At 46.7% G+C, this 15,974-nt stretch carries 14 protein-coding genes; 6 read left to right on the forward strand and 8 right to left on the reverse strand.

Features of this window, described 5'->3' with window-relative positions; all coding sequences use genetic code 11:
- Positions 1-75: 75 nt before the first annotated feature.
- Positions 76-1,890, forward strand: a complete 1,815-nt coding sequence (locus UNITIG_RS18605) for a DEAD/DEAH box helicase (protein ID WP_101759853.1) — start codon at positions 76-78, stop codon at positions 1,888-1,890.
- On the opposite strand, the gene UNITIG_RS18610 is transcribed toward UNITIG_RS18605, so the two are convergent.
- From UNITIG_RS18610 to UNITIG_RS18635, 6 genes are all read right to left on the reverse strand, one after another.
- Complete coding sequence (locus tag UNITIG_RS18610) at positions 1,887-2,489, reverse strand: DNA-J related domain-containing protein (protein ID WP_101759854.1); 603 nt, start codon at positions 2,487-2,489, stop codon at positions 1,887-1,889. The two genes, UNITIG_RS18605 and UNITIG_RS18610, sit on opposite strands and share 4 nt — an antisense overlap.
- A gap of 64 nt (positions 2,490-2,553) precedes the next feature.
- Positions 2,554-3,306, reverse strand: a complete 753-nt coding sequence (locus tag UNITIG_RS18615; protein WP_101759855.1) for a GntR family transcriptional regulator — start codon at positions 3,304-3,306, stop codon at positions 2,554-2,556.
- Between the two features lie 179 nt (positions 3,307-3,485).
- On the reverse strand, positions 3,486-4,301 hold the full coding sequence (locus tag UNITIG_RS18620; protein WP_101759856.1) for a DUF2894 domain-containing protein: 816 nt from the start codon (positions 4,299-4,301) through the stop codon (positions 3,486-3,488).
- A 16-nt stretch (positions 4,302-4,317) separates the two neighbouring features.
- The gene (locus UNITIG_RS18625; RefSeq protein WP_101759857.1) at positions 4,318-4,953 is read right to left on the reverse strand and encodes an OmpA family protein; all 636 of its coding nucleotides are present in this window, start codon (positions 4,951-4,953) and stop codon (positions 4,318-4,320) included.
- A 4-nt stretch (positions 4,954-4,957) separates the two neighbouring features.
- Positions 4,958-7,147, reverse strand: coding sequence for a hypothetical protein (locus UNITIG_RS18630; protein ID WP_101759858.1), 2,190 nt, complete (start codon positions 7,145-7,147; stop codon positions 4,958-4,960).
- A 2-nt stretch (positions 7,148-7,149) separates the two neighbouring features.
- Entirely contained in the window at positions 7,150-8,043 is an 894-nt protein-coding gene (locus tag UNITIG_RS18635) for a DUF3348 family protein (protein WP_101759859.1), read from the reverse strand.
- A 479-nt stretch (positions 8,044-8,522) separates the two neighbouring features.
- Here UNITIG_RS18635 and cmoA point away from each other — a divergent pair, with 479 nt between their 5' ends.
- From cmoA to nhaD, 4 genes are all read left to right on the forward strand, one after another.
- Entirely contained in the window at positions 8,523-9,260 is a 738-nt protein-coding gene (cmoA, locus tag UNITIG_RS18640) for a carboxy-S-adenosyl-L-methionine synthase CmoA (RefSeq protein WP_101759860.1), read from the forward strand.
- A 7-nt stretch (positions 9,261-9,267) separates the two neighbouring features.
- The gene (gene cmoB / locus UNITIG_RS18645) at positions 9,268-10,254 is read left to right on the forward strand and encodes a tRNA 5-methoxyuridine(34)/uridine 5-oxyacetic acid(34) synthase CmoB (protein WP_101759861.1); all 987 of its coding nucleotides are present in this window, start codon (positions 9,268-9,270) and stop codon (positions 10,252-10,254) included.
- A gap of 185 nt (positions 10,255-10,439) precedes the next feature.
- Positions 10,440-11,060 carry a PEP-CTERM sorting domain-containing protein gene (locus UNITIG_RS18650; protein ID WP_101759862.1) on the forward strand — a complete coding sequence of 207 codons (621 nt, stop codon included), beginning with the start codon at positions 10,440-10,442 and terminating at the stop codon, positions 11,058-11,060.
- 312 nt (positions 11,061-11,372) lie between these two features.
- On the forward strand, positions 11,373-12,677 hold the full coding sequence (gene nhaD, locus UNITIG_RS18655) for a sodium:proton antiporter NhaD (RefSeq protein ID WP_235015500.1): 1,305 nt from the start codon (positions 11,373-11,375) through the stop codon (positions 12,675-12,677).
- Between the two features lie 79 nt (positions 12,678-12,756).
- Here nhaD and UNITIG_RS18660 read toward each other — a convergent pair whose 3' ends face one another.
- On the reverse strand, positions 12,757-13,209 hold the full coding sequence (locus UNITIG_RS18660; RefSeq protein ID WP_101759864.1) for a MaoC/PaaZ C-terminal domain-containing protein: 453 nt from the start codon (positions 13,207-13,209) through the stop codon (positions 12,757-12,759).
- Between the two features lie 307 nt (positions 13,210-13,516).
- Between UNITIG_RS18660 and UNITIG_RS18665 the strand changes: the two genes are divergently transcribed.
- Positions 13,517-14,665, forward strand: coding sequence for a fatty acid desaturase (locus tag UNITIG_RS18665; RefSeq protein ID WP_235015504.1), 1,149 nt, complete (start codon positions 13,517-13,519; stop codon positions 14,663-14,665).
- A gap of 26 nt (positions 14,666-14,691) precedes the next feature.
- On the opposite strand, the gene UNITIG_RS18670 is transcribed toward UNITIG_RS18665, so the two are convergent.
- Complete coding sequence (locus UNITIG_RS18670) at positions 14,692-15,849, reverse strand: hypothetical protein (protein ID WP_101759866.1); 1,158 nt, start codon at positions 15,847-15,849, stop codon at positions 14,692-14,694.
- Between the last annotated feature and the right edge of the window lie 125 nt (positions 15,850-15,974).

Genomic DNA, 15,974 nt, shown 5'->3' on the forward strand with positions numbered 1-15,974 from the left:
TGCGCCGCCTCTACACTTCCGGTGTGGTTCACGCAGCCTGTCCTTGCCTATACCCACCCCAACTGAGAACAACCCATGTCATCCCCTGAAATCACCAGATTTACCGAACTGGCGTTATCCGCACCCGTGCAAAAAGCCATTGAAAGCGTAGGTTACGAACAACCCTCGCCTATCCAGGCTGCCAGTATCCCCCACCTGCTAAACGGTGATGATTTATTGGGTGTGGCGCAAACGGGTACCGGTAAAACCGCCGCCTTTGCTTTACCGCTACTCAGCAAAATTGACCTCAAACAAAGCTCACCGCAAATATTAGTGCTAGCACCCACTCGCGAATTAGCCATTCAGGTCGCTGAAGCCTTTAAAACTTACGCCAGTCATATGAAGGGCTTCCATGTATTGCCCATCTACGGCGGTCAGGATATGAGTGGCCAGTTACAGAAATTAAAACGTGGCGTGCATGTGGTAGTCGGTACCCCCGGTCGCGTGATGGATCATCTGCGTCGTAAAAGCCTGGATCTTAGTGCGCTAAAAAGCCTGGTATTAGACGAAGCCGATGAAATGTTACGGATGGGATTTATCGATGACGTAGAATGGATTCTGGAGCACACACCTAAAGAACGGCAAGTGGCTTTATTCTCCGCCACTATGCCCAAGCCCATCCGCAAAGTGGCCGACAACTATCTTAAGAACCCCAAAGAAGTTCGTATTGCCAGCGATACCACCACCTCGGCCAATATCGAACAACGGGTACTCATCGTTAACGGTTTTGAAGCCAAACTCGATGCCGTCACGCGGATATTAGAGTCAGATAACTTTGAAGCGATGATCATCTTCGTTCGCACTAAAACCGCCACCGCAGAATTAGCCGAAAAATTAGAGGCGCGTGGGTATTCGGCCTCGCCAATAAATGGTGATATGAATCAGGCCACTCGCGAGCGCACCATCAATCGCCTCAAAAACAAACAGTTAGATATTTTAGTGGCTACTGACGTTGCCGCACGCGGTATTGACGTCGAGCGTGTAAGCCATGTTTTAAACTTTGATATTCCTTACGATAGCGAAGCTTACGTCCACCGCATTGGTCGCACTGGCCGTGCAGGACGCGCTGGTAAAGCCATCTTATTTGTGGCACCACGGGAGCGCCGCTTACTGAACGCGATTGAAAAAGCGACCCGTCAGCCGATCTTACCGATGGAGCTACCTAGCGGCAGCGAAGTTTCCAACAAGCGTATCCAAAACTTTAAAGCGTTGTTAACTGAAACACTGGAAACTCAAAAACTGGATTTTTTCTACGAAGTACTTTCCGAGTTTAGCGCCGAGCAGGATTACTCCGCCGAAGATATAGCTTGCGCCTTGGCCTATCTATTACAAAAAGAGAAGCCACTGAAGGTAGAAGACAGTCCGAAACAAAAAGCCCAGCGTCAACGCGCTAAAGAACAACTTCAGGACCGTGACTCCAAACCCAGAGCACCACGTCAACAGTCTAATGACGAAAATATGACCCGCTATCGAATAGAAGTAGGCCGAAATGACGACGTAAAACCTGGCAACATTGTTGGTGCTATCAGTAGTGAAGCCGGAATTGAAGGCAGTTTGATTGGGCATATCAAATTACATGATGATTTCAGCACCGTTGATTTACCCGATGGCATGCCTGACGATATAATTCGGCACCTACAAAAAGTCCGCGTCTGTAATAAACCGCTGTTAATCAAACGTGATACCGGCAGTGCTGATTCCGGAGACAGTCGCCGCAAGCCGAAAAGCACGAGACCAGGCATTAAAAAAACAGCAGCAAAAAAATCCAATGCAGCCAAGCCTAAGCCCGGAAAAGCCTCCAGCAAAAAAGACTCAGGTAAAACCAAAGTTAAAAAGCGTAAAAAAGACTAAGTTCTCAAGCGTCGCAACACTTCGTAAGCTTCCCGGATCGCCATAAATTGGACCGCATCACCACCGCGGTCCGGGTGTTGCTCGGCAGCCAAGCGGCGATAGGCGCCCTGTATTTCTGACCATTCGACATCTGGTGCCAGCCCCAGCAACTGATAAGCCTGCAATTGCTGATCATCAGCCACATAATACTGCCAAAAGCCCGCCAGCAACTGATCGACATCGGCCGCATCGGTGTTTTCCAAATTTGCCCAATCTAAATAATATTCACTTAGGGACTGCGATACTTTAGATTCAACAATCTCTGTTGACGCTGCCTCGGTGCTTGGTAATAGCTGAATTTCTAGTGGCGATATGAATAAATAAAAGCCTTCCTTCAAAACCGAATCCTGCAATTGATACAGGGCGTTCATCACCAGAAAATGGGTTTGAAACAACGCGAAAGAACCCGTACTGGTTTGCACCGGAAGTTGATCAAATTGCTGCTTAAGTTCGGTTATTAATTGGTGTTCGCTAATTGGCTCGGAAGAATTTTGCAGAATATTAAGAATGGGGATGACCAATAAGTTTTGGCCTTGTGATGCTGGCAAAACAGAACTCATGCAATCATCACTTATTATTTTTGGTGAGGATATTTAAACACATAGCATTAACATCCATATAACTTTAAAAAGTATAACTAAATCTATCACCGCGATAGAAAGACCGCTGTACTTGAAAAAACTCACCATCCATCGTCGTATGCCGCACATCAATATTCATTACCGCAGTCGCTAACTCAACACGTAATAACCCAGCGATTTTAGCATCTGCAAGCTGAGCAACCAAACAACGTGTCACTGAGCAATTTTCTTTAGTGGGTGCATCTCGTAAATAATCCAGCAACTGGGCATCATTCAAATTATCTAACTGATATTTCTTTGCCGTCTTAGCAGGGAGATAGACCAAGTGATAGCCAATCGGAATAGCATCTGCACACAGCAGTATTTCAACATGGAATAATCGTTTTTTGCGCGGTATCGCCAAACCATCAGCAGCGGCATCAGGATTCATTAGCCATTGCCTTGATAGAATTTTCCAGCTCGGGTCACCGCCAGAACTGCGGACGGCTTCGGTGACATGGGAGCGGGAAGTCGGGTCCAAATGCAGCACAGGCTCACTGACGAAAGTCCCTCTTCCCGCTTGATGCTCCACAACGCCCTGCTCTTTTAAAATTTTTACAGCTTTTTTTATCGTTGCATAAGACACACCATAGTAATGCGCCATTTTTTGTTCTGAAGGGAGTAATTCACCCACCTTGAATTCAGTATTAGCAATGCGCTCCTGCAGCGACGTGTAAACCTGAAAATATAAGGGGGTAGGACTTGTCGTATCCAGAGGATAAACGGGAGCAACTCCGTTAGAACTTTTTAAATCCATAAAATAAAGATTCCTGATACTTATAACCTAACGCCAAGCCTGATATTGCCTGCCCGACATTACCAATCGGATAATATACGATCTACCCCATTGTCACTTGCTGAACCACAAACTGTTAACAGAATAAAATATCCTGCAAGTATTGTCTATGGCAGGAAACTCATTGCCAGCAGCATTATTTATACAGTTTTTTTCGCGCGCGGCTTCTTTTTAGCCTTTGGCTTCGCCGCTGCTACTTTCTTCCCGGTTTGCTCCAACCACAATAGCGTATCGATATAGGCAACAAAACGCGATAAATACTGTGGCGATAATTCGCGCATAGTTTCCAATGAACGAATCATCAACTTCTGCTCATTTAACGGACCCGGGGCTTCCGGCCCGTCATTAATTGAATGCATCACCCGCTGCTCGGAATGAATTTTCGACCAGGACTCACGAAACAGCCTGATCGATTTCAACTCACCAAACGACTGCATTGCTGGTGTAGCCCGAACAACACCGGTTTCGCCACTGTCGCTCGCTGTCCAGGATTGCAATAAATCGCCCTCCTGCTGCCGCAAATAATCATCCAATGAGACTGAATCAGGTACTTCTGCAGACGTATCCACTCCTTGTAAAAGTTGCTGCGTTAATGCCGATAAACTCAGTGATTGCTGCTCAATACTCGCTGCCGGGGATAATTGCAACTGCGCTATTAACTGAGCGACTGCTTTAAAATTCTGCTGCGCTAACAGTTGCTGAGCCTGATCACTGGCTGCAGGAAACTGTTCAGCTATCAAACTTACACTCTTCGCTGCGGTTGCCGCCGCTTGGGTAAAATCCTGTTGATACTGTTGCAAGGCAGGCATCGTTTTATCCACTATCAGCTTGGCAACAGCGTCCGGTTGCCGAGCTGCTTTTCTGGCCATCGCCTCAATAAAACGAAAACGTACGGGGTCATAATGCTGCCCATCATTCGCCTCTACTTCATCAATAAGCTGCGCTAAAGTATTCATTGAGTTATCACACTCATCAGGATTTAGCCGGCACTGTTGAAGTCGACACTTTCGGCACCGGCGCCATTTCTACCCGACGATTTTGCGAGCGACCATCATTATCATCATTCGAGGCAACCGGTTGTTGCGCGCCAAAGGCGGCGGCAAAGACCATATCTGCCGGCATACCTTCTTCTATCAACACCCGGGTTACCGTCAAAGCGCGCTCAGCGGAAAGGGCCCAATTATCAGCAAAGCGGTTATTGCCTTTTTGAATAGGCAGGTCATCGGTAAAGCCACTCACCATCAATAATTGATCGCGATCATTCAAATACACTTTTAACGGCAGCACTAAGGAACGCAGCAACTCCTGACCTTCAGGCTGTAATTCATCAGAATTGAGGGCAAATAACACGCTACCGCTAATACCGATGCGACCATCACGCAAAGTAACTCGACCAGTGGCTAACGGATCAGCCAAGGCGTGCTCCAGCGCCATGCGGCGCTGCTCTTCCAATTGCCGTTTTTCAACTTCCTGCTCCAGGGATTGTGCAAGTTCCAATTGAAACCCTAATGCCCACACTAGCAATAAAACAAAGACGCCAACCAATCCTGACATCAAGTCGCCGAAAATAGCCCATACTGGTGGTGATTCTGACTCTAGTTCTTCCATTGTCTTAATTCACTGCCATTTCAGTTTCGGCAAATAGTTCTTCCTGTTTACCCAATTGACGCAGCTCTTCAATCATTTGTTTTTGCGACAAAATACTGTGATCAATAATTTCCCGGGCCTGGGCAACGTAATAACCCAGCTGCTCATTGCTACGGGTGCTCGATTGCGTCAGCGACGCTTCGATACGGTTGAGGTTTTCCATTAAATGTTGGTTGGATTCATTAAATAATTGCACAGCCAACGTAAAGGACTCACCCAAGCTGGATATTTCAGTGGTGCCGCTGGCAAATAGCGCGGCGGTTTCAGCCAATTTCGTCGCCTCAGTATTAACGTGCTCGGTAAACTGCCCACCGACTTGTTGCAACATGGCGGCAGAGCTATTCACCAAACCTTCCATCGCTTCACGCTGACCGGCAGAAGACTGCTCCAGTGAGCTTGATAACGCGGAGAGCTGCTGCATTATTTGTTCGCGCTCCACCAGGAGCTGATTATCACGTTCAATATTATTGGAAATTTCGTTGCGCAATTGGCTAATGACTTCGGCCGCAGCCTTGGGCGTTTCCGATGCAGTTGCTATCAATCGCACCATCGGCTCTTCTAACTCTTTACCTAAGCTGGCAAGATGCTCGCTTACGGTCTGTTCCAAACCTGCCAAACGTTCAATAGCTGCATCGCCACGGCGCTGCTCCTCTGCAGTAAGGCCACTGAGTTCAGTTTGGATCACCGCACTCAGCTGTTGCATACGTTCACCATGGGCATCAAGCCATTGCTGTTCCGTTGCCATCCTGGCCTGAACCAAACTTTCAGAACCCTGAATCAGCTCACCAATTTTTGCCACCATCTCAGTCGCATTTTGTTGGCCAGCTGCGGCAATGCCATCAGCCGCTTGCTGCAAATTAGCCACTAATTGCTGCTGGTTAAGCAGGGATTGTTCGGTGGATTGTTGCAACTGCGCCGACAAACTCGATGCCAGTTTTTCCAAATTATCAGTGCTGGAAGTAAACGCTTGCTGCTGATTTGTAGACAGCTGGGCTAACTGCTCGCCAAGTTGCTTACTGGTACTCGACCACTCTTCCGCAGCGCGCTGCTGTGCCTCGCTGAAGGTGTCAGACCATATCTGCAAGCGCTGGCTATCACTTTGCTGTTGTTGCTCCAGTAAATTCACTGAGCTGCTCGCCAATGATTGTTGCAAGCCAGAAGCCATGTCACTGAACTGCTCACCGACCGCAGCCAATTGCTGCTGCGCAGTGGCGGTCAATTGCTGATGCGAACTGGCGACTGCATCAGTCACTTGTGTAGTAATTTCAGTCATCGCCGAGGCCAATACCGGTTTGATACTTTCACCTGCCAAGCGCCCGCTGTCAGCTAATGTAGTCCGCAGCGTTTGCTCAACGGAACTCGCCAGATCGCTATAGACAGTTTGCACCGATTGGTGAAACGCTTGCTGATTACTGGTTAGGCTATCACTTAAGCGCTCGCCCATTTGCTCCAACTTAAGTGCCATCTCCTGCAAGGTATTGGCTACTTCAGGTAATGCCTTGGCCTGACTTTGCATCGCCTGATAGGTCAATTGGCGGTTATGGTAAAGCGAGAAAGGGCGAAAAACCGTATTAATATTATTATCCAAACGACGGGTTTGTATCATGCGTTCACTGCGACTGAGCGTAGACATCAAACCCAGCATGGCCGATGCCGCCACACCCGCTACCGAAGTACCAAACGCCAAACCCAAACCATTGATCGGCGCAGCTAAACCTTCACGTATAGCCTGTAGTTCGGTGCTTCCCTCCAAGGCAATAACCGCCCCTTTCAATGTATCTACCATGCCGACAAAGGTACCTAGCAAACCCAGCATCACTAACAGACCTACCAAGTAGGGAGTTAATACCGGGGTCGGCAGGGCCACTCGTTCACCCTCAACCCGCTGGCGCACCGGGTTTTGCAACGTGGGATGTAATTTATTTATCCATTGCTCCAACACATCCAGCTGCTCGGGCGTTTCATTCAACGCCTTGGTTAAGGTGTTAGTGGCCTGACGATATTGCAGTAACTCGATAAACCCCAAGGTATACGCTACGCCAATAACAACCGTAATAGTTAACGCCAGTGCATCCGAACCAACAAAAACTGACGCCATCCAGATCACAGCGGCAGCGCCTAAAACAAATGCGGTGGTAAATAGAGATTTATTCATAATCAGACTTTTTCTAGTTCAGGTTCAACAATGTCCGATGCAATATCATCGGGACTATTATTCAAGGAATTATTAACCAGCTCGCTTGCTGATTCATTTTCAATGTTATTAAGAATTGTGCTATCGGCATCAATCGCTTCCACTAAACCCAGCGCGGGTTGTAAGCGTACGTCCAGTTCCGCCAATAATAATTGCTGTATTTCACTACGCAGTTTTGGATACCAACCCGGAGGCCCTTGGTTTACAGTCTCTGCATCAGCGGCTAAATCATTTTTAATCGCCAGTTGTAATTGCTGATCTTCTAAAAACAAATGCTCAAAGCGCTTACCCATTAAATTCGGCACCACTGCAAAGAACTTTCGCTTATGTGGCGCCAGCATTTCACTCATGGTTTTATCCAGCAATGACAATTTGGCCAATTCAATCGACCAACCATTCATCATCTTGCGAATGGCTGCGGTTAAATATTGTATTTTGAGGTCCATTTCCCGCTGCTGAGAAACATAAAAAACACGATAGGATTCGTACAGCGCCAGTTTATCTTTTTCGCTAATATCCAAACCGCCCACAGTCGCGGCCGGCGGCGCAGGGTACTTAACCCGTACCAGACTTTCCTCTGGCGCAAAACTTTTCAAAATAAATTCCAGCAACAACTGACGCACGCGCAGAAATTCCTGCCGGGCCGCCTGCTGCAATTGTTGCTCGGGCTGAAACTCCAGCTTTTCCAGCTTTTCATACATGCCCGATAAAGTGATGGAATCCGAAAAATTCAACAGCTGACCCAACTTTTGGCTAAAATCCTGATGCGATAAATCCACATCCACCGCCATTAGCCCGGTCAGGAACCGAACGAGTCGTGAATCATTGAGGGCCACAGGTGCTGGTGCTTTCGTCATATTCCCCTACGACAACCAAAGCGCCGCATACAAGTCATTGAATTTGTTAAGAAAGTTGGAATGGCAGTAGAGCCGAATAACCACTTATGCCCAGTCTTTAAAGTCCTTGCCTGAATCACCAAGCCAGTCTTTAGCCGAGCTATTTTTGCGGCTCATTATGGACAATTTATAACAAGATACAAGACTGGTTTTTTGCTGCTAATAGCGGTAAGCAGTTACAGCACCGTCGCTCAAAAAACAACCAGTCATGCGACATGGGATACAAAAAAGTCTACTCACTATACCGCCATCACCACAGCCCAAAACGCCACAGCATCAACTATTTTTAGTTCGACTAAAGGGCCCATTAGCAGATTAGCTCGGCAATAATATCGAGCCACCTGAAGGATTAAGTTATGCTAAAATCTCGCGCCAATACCAAAAGCGCCGACTGCGATAGCTATTGCAGCACTTAAATACCGCCACCCGATTTTTATTCTATGAGCAATAAAGACGCCATCTACTCCAAGCCGTTGGAAGCCATCGCCGATTTCAGTTTCGACGATAAAGTCGTGCAGGTATTTCCGGATATGATTCAACGCTCAGTGCCAGGCTACAGCACTATCATTGCTATGACCGGGGTGATGGCGGCACGCTACGCACAGGCGGGTAGTTTTTGTTATGACTTGGGCAGCTCATTAGGTGCTTCCACCTTGTCATTGCGTCAACAACTCGAACACGCTGAACAAAAACCCGCAAAAATTATTGCCGTTGATAATTCCGCTGCAATGCAACAACGCTGCCAGCAAATTATTGCTCAGGACACATCAAGTACTGATGTGGAACTGGTGGAAAATAATATTCAGGATGTTGTCATTGAGAATGCCTCAGTGGTTGTGCTCAATTTCACTTTGCAATTTATCAACATTGCTGCACGTGAAGCGTTGTTACAAAAAATATTTAACGGTATGCGAAGCGGCGGCATATTAATCCTGTCAGAAAAGTTCTGTTTTGATGATCCACACTTACAACAATTAAATACCGACCTGCACCATAGCTTCAAACGAGCCAATGGCTACAGTGATATGGAAATCAGTCAGAAACGCACCGCACTGGAAAAAGTATTATTGCCGGAAACTATCAACACCCATCAACAACGGTTAAAAGACGTCGGGTTTAGCAGTAACGATGTCTGGTTCCAGTGTTTTAATTTTGCCTCCCTCGTTGCCATCAAATAGAGTTGCCATGATTGATTACCAACCCTTTCTACAATATCTAGCGCTGGATCTGGACAACAAAGCTATTCAACAGTGGCTGCCACAATTACCGGCTCAGATAGAACGCGGACTGGATCAAAAACGTTATGGCGACTTACCCCGTTGGCAAGCAGCGTTGGAGGGCCTACCCGATTGGCAGCCACAGGCTTATCAACTGGATCAAGCAGCCATCACGCTGAAAGTAGCCACTGAATTAAACGATGAACAATTAAGCCAACTTAAACAACAGCTTCAGGGCCTACACCCATGGCGCAAAGGCCCCTTTAATTTTTTTGGTGTCCACATCAATACCGAATGGCACTCAGATTGGAAGTGGGATCGGGTTAAAGATCACATTGCCCCGTTGTCAGGGCGCAAGGTGTTGGATATCGGCTGTGGTAGCGGCTACCACTGCTGGCGCATGCGCGGAGCAGGGGCTGAACTGGTTATTGGCATCGATCCAACCCCCTTATTTGTGGTGCAATTCTTTAGCCTGCAAAAATATATTCAGGACCCTGCTGTAACCGTGCTGCCCATGGGCATAGAACACTTGCCGGAAAAAATGCGCTACTTCGATACGGTTTTTTCCATGGGTGTGCTCTACCATCGCCGCTCCCCCTTTGATCACTTGATTGAATTACGCGACGCCTTGATTTCAGGCGGCGAACTGGTATTAGAAACATTGATTATTGATGGCGGCGCTGGCGAAGTATTAGTGCCTAGTGACCGCTATGCCCGCATGGGCAATGTCTGGTTTTTACCCAGCTGCGCCACTTTACAGGGCTGGCTGCAAAAAGTGGGCTTCAAGGACATCAAAATTGTTGATGTGAACACCACCTCGATCGAAGAGCAGCGCAGTACCGAATGGATGACGTTCCACTCCCTGGAACAATTTCTGGATCCGCAAGATCACTGCAAAACCATTGAAGGTTATCCGGCACCGAAACGCGCAGTATTGACCGCTAAAGCCCCCTGATACTGACCGCTTCCAGTTTAGCTATATTCATTAATATCTGTCGAAACTCCTTACAAACCAAGCCGCCCACATCCCTTCCAATCTGATAAAAAGTCATTAAAAACATACACTTAAAAACATGGCACATAACATGCTTTATCACTCGCAGTATTCTTTAATCCTGAACCAAGCAGTAGGAATTCACCATGAAGTACATTACCGCCGCTATCGCCGCCTTAGCCTTTAGCTCATTAAGCAACGCCAACCTGATCACTAACGGTGGCTTCGAAAGCCCCGATATCAACAGTGGCTGGACCTACCAATTAGACGACTTACCCGGCGGCTGGGAAGGCGACAATATTGAAGTATGGAAAACCGGCTTCAATGGCGTTAACTCTTTTGCTGGTGATCAGCACGGTGAATTAAATGCTCACCCCAATGACGGCACTAACTTCTCTATTTTCCAAACTTTTAATACGGTCGATCAGGCTGACTACGATTTCTCGTTTGCCTATCGCGCACGCAACAACAATTCAGAGTCTTTCCTGCTGGAAATTTTCACTGACACCAGCGATTTATTCTCCATGATCTTTGATGATCACACTACCAGCGCCTGGTCGACGTTCAGTGATGTATTCCTTGGTACCGGCGAATTAACGACTTTCAGATTTACCTCTATCAACCCTAATTCAGGCACAGTAGGTAACTTTTTGGATGCGGTAACAGTAGAAGGTGAAGTTGCCTCTGTACCAGAACCAGGCAGCTTGGCTTTACTCGCCATCGGCTTAATTGGTCTGGGCATCAGCCGTAAAAATATTCGCGCTTAATACTAGAGCTCCCCATTAAAAACCGCCCTTATACGGGCGGTTTTTTTTCGCCTGGCGTTTCACTGCTAACTAAGTCAGCCATTAGTTCTGCAATAAAGTTTCTTTATTAATTTTATCCACCGTCATAGCTTTTTGAAAATACCGGCTATAATTCGAAAAGATCAGCTAGAAGATATAGCTACCCATACATTCAACGTTCGCGCACATTTGCGAAGCCATATTATGCCTAAATTTCTATTGCTAGTACTTAGCCTCGTTTTTTCATCCTCAGCTATAGCTTCGACCATACAAAGCACAACTCTGGATCTAACCATGCACTGGGTCGGTTATGTAGCAGTTGGCATATTTTTACTTGCCTACATCCTGGTTATCGCAGAAGAAAAAATCCACTTGAGAAAGTCCAAGCCGGTGCTATTGGCCGCGGGCTTAATTTGGGCGCTGATTGGGCTTGCATATTCATCTCAAGCTATTCCTCACGCAGTGGAAGCAGCCATTCGCCATAACTTCCTTGAGTATGCAGAGCTTTTTTTCTTTCTGTTAGTGGCAATGACCTATATAAGCACTTTGCTAGAAAGAGGTGTATTTGACGCCCTGCGTGATTGGCTGGTATCGAAAAATTTTACCTACCGTAGTCTTTTCTGGATTACAGGCACATTAGCTTTCTTTATTTCTCCTGTCGCCGACAATCTTACTACCGCATTAATAATGTGCGCGGTTGTGATGGCGGTAGGTCAGGAACAACCCGGCTTCATCAGCCTTGCCTGTATTAATATTGTCGTCGGCGCGAATGCCGGTGGTGCTTTTAGTCCCTTCGGCGACATCACCACATTAATGGTTTGGCAAAAAGGGATATTAAGTTTTTGGCAATTTTTTGACCTGTTTATTCCATCACTAATTAATTTTGTCGTCCCCGCTGCCATTATGACGTTTGCGCTGCCAGCAGGTAAGCCAAGCGCTAGTGACAATGATACTTCCGCGCTAAAACACGGCGGCATTACCATCCTGGTGTTATTTCTTTTAACGATTGTCACTGCCGTAAGTTTTCATAACTTCCTGCATATTCCACCTGTATTTGGCATGATGACAGGTTTAGCGTACTTAAAATTTTACGGTTTTTACTTACGCACAAGAGACCATTTTATTGCTGAGCATACCCCCATGCCTACCGGCGATCATGAAAACTACAGCTTTGATATTTTTGAAAATATTGCCAAAGCAGAATGGGACACGCTGTTCTTTTTCTACGGCGTCATTATGGCGGTTGGTGGCTTGGGTTTTATCGGATACTTAAGTCTGGTTTCCGGTTTTATGTACGGAGAACTGGGCGCAACAACCGCTAACATTCTAGTCGGTTTACTCTCTGCAGTAGTGGACAATATACCGGTTATGTTTGCCGTTTTAACGATGAACCCTCTGATGTCAGAAACACAGTGGCTACTGGTAACGTTAACTGCCGGTGTGGGTGGTAGCTTACTGTCTATCGGTTCAGCAGCGGGAGTGGCCTTAATGGGGCAGGCTCGCGGGCATTACACATTCTTTAGCCATTTAAAATGGACGCCCGTCATTGCAGTCGGTTATTTTTGTAGTATTTACGTGCATTTTTTAATCAATGGCTAGTACTTAGTGACACTGGCCCTTTTCCCACTTTTTATTACGTGACTTATTGAAAGCAACCATTGAGACTGTCTGGCAAAAATCATATCACCTCGGGCTTTTTCATAATCAGAGAAACAATTTTATAACTAGCAACAATCGCATCATCCTGATTCAGTAATTCAATGGTGCTGGTTAAAATACCTTGATCAGGCCTGCTTTTGGATTCACGCTTTGCGGACACATAAGAACAAACCCTCAGTTTATCTCCCACACAAGCGGGTAGGAAAAAACGCACATCCTCCCAGCCCAAACCCGCAATCATTGCTGACTCCTCTTGCTTCATTGAATGGGCTAACTTCGAACCGATAGCCACCACATGCATACTGGAAGTAAATAACTTGCCAACATAACTTGCTGCCGCTGCCGCTTCATCCACGTGAAAAGGCATCGGGTCCCACTCTTTGCAATAACTGATTATCTCTTCCCTGGTCAATTCATGCTGTTGCTCGGAGTGATGACGTAAACCCAGCTCAAAATCCTCGTAATACTTCATATCAATCCATTCCTGGCAGACGGTATAGCTTGTTTAGCAGCTATGTATAAACCACTATATTACCCAGCTTAATGCGCACGGGCATTAGCCAAAAAAATACCAATTACTGACATAATCGATCAATTCCCAGCCACCTATCAGGCTATTTCAAAAAATTAGTTACGCTTACGTCATAAGTAGCTCCCCTTACTACACAATCTCGGCTAATTTCGCTAATATCTGCCGCACTGACATGCCAATTAGAGTCGTATCTCATGCCAACTGAGCACAAACGCCGACCCACTGAAAAGCAGAACAAGCCCCTATTTTGTGGTTACAAACCACGATATTTGCCACCACGCTAATCATCGCTCTCACTGTGGTGCCATGGTATGGATTTGAAGTGGGCTACAGCTGGAGCATATTGGCTTGTGCATTTGTATTCTTGTGGGCTAACGGCTTGTCGATCACTGCCGGATATCATCGGCTTTGGTCTCACAACACCTACAAAGCTCATCCAGTCTTAAGGGTATTATTTGCCTTATTCGGTGCCGCCGCGCTGCAAAACAGTATTTTAATTTGGGCCTCCGGCCACCGCCGCCACCACCGTCACGTCGATGATATTGAGCAGGATCCCTATTCGGCAAAACGCGGTTTGTGGTTTTCACATATCGGCTGGATGTTACGCGAGTATGATGGCAATAAAGAAGATTTTAGTAATGCCAAGGATTTACAGCGCGACCCCATCGTGATGTGGCAACACAAACATTATTTAGCCATCGCCATTTGCATGAACTTTATCCCACCACTTTTACTGGGCTGGGCGTTGGGAGACATTATTGCTGGACTATTAGTCATCGGTGTTGTTCGACTGGTTATCAGCCACCACACCACTTTCTTCATTAATTCATTGGCGCACTTTTGGGGCAAACAACCCTATACCGATGAAAACACCGCCCGCGACAATACCATTCTGGCTTTTTTTACCTATGGCGAGGGCTACCATAATTATCACCACTTATTTCAAAACGATTACCGCAATGGGGTGCGCTGGTGGCACTTTGACCCTACCAAGTGGTTGATTAAAGCATCGACCTGGATAGGCTTAACCAAAGACCTTAACCGTATCCCCAACTTTAAAATTCATCGCGCGGTATTAGATATGCAATTCAAACGCGCTGAACAAAAACTTGCCGCTCTCAACCATAGCCATGAATGGCTGCCACAATGGCGACAAAGCCTGGATACCGAGTACCAGCAATTTACTCAATCAATGAACGAGTGGAACGAGTTGCGCCAACAATGGTATGAACAGAAACGGCTTAAATTTAGTGCCGCCACGCAAGAGCTCTCTGACGAGTTACACCGAAAATGGGAACGCACTTCGCTTCACACTCGCTTTCAGGAATTGGAATACAGTTTGAAAATGCAAAGTAAGCGGATCAACTTCCTTACCCTGCAGCTTGCCACCGCTTAAACATCGATCAGACGAATTAAGACTCTTTACACAAAAGAGTCTTCGGCACTTAACCCCAACTCAGGCCATTCGCCATTAACCACGGTTTGATAATTGGCATAACCCACTGCATCGCCATCGGTAACCTTCACAATACAATCGCGAATTTGATGCAGGCGTTTGGCATTTTCCAGCAGCGAACAGTCAGCAAAATATTCACCATCCCTGTGCTCGACCCCACGCCATTCGCCATGATAGTGCCCGTCAAAACCAAAATATAAACCCGCGCCCAACTGGAAGCCGGTATCAGAAATTACCTCAATGCATAACGTGCGCACGCCGCCATCCTGTCGAGTGAAGTGTAATTTCCCTCCCTGCAAGCGACGATTAACCGGGTCATAGCTCAGCTCCGGCTCCAAATCAGCAAAGGCTTCCCGCGTGCCATCCGCATATTCAATACCGCCGTAAAACGTTTTGGGGACTCCCGGTATAGGCACTTTCATATAAAAATGATGAATGGAGTAAGCACTGCCATCAGGCTTCACCAGGCGCATTGGGCTCCACAAGAAATTCATCGGGAACTGGCTGGCATCAATACCCGGCATAATATCAGTGGGTTCAAAGCCCACGCCATAACGCAATCCCCAGGAGTGATCGCGGCTGCAATACCAATTGTCCGCCGTAATCTCAATACGCTGCCCTTCAAGCATGATCCAACCAGTGGGTTCACCTACTTGATGATAGCGAACCAAATCATTATCCGTTCTATAGCCACCCAGCTGACGACGGAACTCGTGATTTTCTAAAAACGGTGGAATCATTGAGCAGTCCATCGTGACATCAAACGCTATCGGCTGCTCACTGCTTTCTTCCAGTCTCACCCGGATTGTTTTTAATGGTTCAACGATCTCATAGTGAATTTCACCGACAGAATAGATATCCGGATTGGGAGCCAACTGCCGACTGGTTCGTACTGTCCACTGCTCAACGCCGCGGGAAACACCGGCGTAAGCATCCATTACATTGCGATTAATATATTTACCTAAACCAAAACCGATTTGTACAGAACCATCCTTGGCACCAATAGACAAGCACACTTTTTCGGTCCATGAACGGTCGGCCTGCAACACTGCCGCAAACGTATCAATAATCTGGTGATTCAAACCTTCATCGGTGGGTACTAGAGGAGCATCGGTACGGGACATAATCTTTTCTCAGCTTGTTATAGTTATGGTGGCGGTTATTTTTACACGGAAAAAGCCGCAGAAAAATTAATCTTTGGTAGTTTTTTTCGACGTTTTAGATAACTACCCCTTCTAAACACAATCCT

The organism is Oceanicoccus sp. KOV_DT_Chl (assembly GCF_900120175.1).
Classification (GTDB): domain Bacteria; phylum Pseudomonadota; class Gammaproteobacteria; order Pseudomonadales; family Dasaniaceae; genus Oceanicoccus.

Bases quoted from the DNA above. Each gene is read 5' to 3' on its own strand.
- UNITIG_RS18605 (WP_101759853.1), top strand. From the start codon at position 76: ATGTCATCCCCTGAAATCACCAGATTTACCGAACTGGCGTTATCCGCA.
- UNITIG_RS18610 (WP_101759854.1), bottom strand. From the start codon at position 2,489: ATGAGTTCTGTTTTGCCAGCATCACAAGGCCAAAACTTATTGGTCATC.
- UNITIG_RS18615 (WP_101759855.1), bottom strand. From the start codon at position 3,306: ATGGATTTAAAAAGTTCTAACGGAGTTGCTCCCGTTTATCCTCTGGAT.
- UNITIG_RS18620 (WP_101759856.1), bottom strand. From the start codon at position 4,301: ATGAATACTTTAGCGCAGCTTATTGATGAAGTAGAGGCGAATGATGGG.
- UNITIG_RS18625 (WP_101759857.1), bottom strand. From the start codon at position 4,953: ATGGAAGAACTAGAGTCAGAATCACCACCAGTATGGGCTATTTTCGGC.
- UNITIG_RS18630 (WP_101759858.1), bottom strand. From the start codon at position 7,147: ATGAATAAATCTCTATTTACCACCGCATTTGTTTTAGGCGCTGCCGCT.
- UNITIG_RS18635 (WP_101759859.1), bottom strand. From the start codon at position 8,043: ATGACGAAAGCACCAGCACCTGTGGCCCTCAATGATTCACGACTCGTT.
- cmoA (WP_101759860.1), top strand. From the start codon at position 8,523: ATGAGCAATAAAGACGCCATCTACTCCAAGCCGTTGGAAGCCATCGCC.
- cmoB (WP_101759861.1), top strand. From the start codon at position 9,268: ATGATTGATTACCAACCCTTTCTACAATATCTAGCGCTGGATCTGGAC.
- UNITIG_RS18650 (WP_101759862.1), top strand. From the start codon at position 10,440: ATGAAGTACATTACCGCCGCTATCGCCGCCTTAGCCTTTAGCTCATTA.
- nhaD (WP_235015500.1), top strand. From the start codon at position 11,373: ATGCACTGGGTCGGTTATGTAGCAGTTGGCATATTTTTACTTGCCTAC.
- UNITIG_RS18660 (WP_101759864.1), bottom strand. From the start codon at position 13,209: ATGAAGTATTACGAGGATTTTGAGCTGGGTTTACGTCATCACTCCGAG.
- UNITIG_RS18670 (WP_101759866.1), bottom strand. From the start codon at position 15,849: ATGTCCCGTACCGATGCTCCTCTAGTACCCACCGATGAAGGTTTGAAT.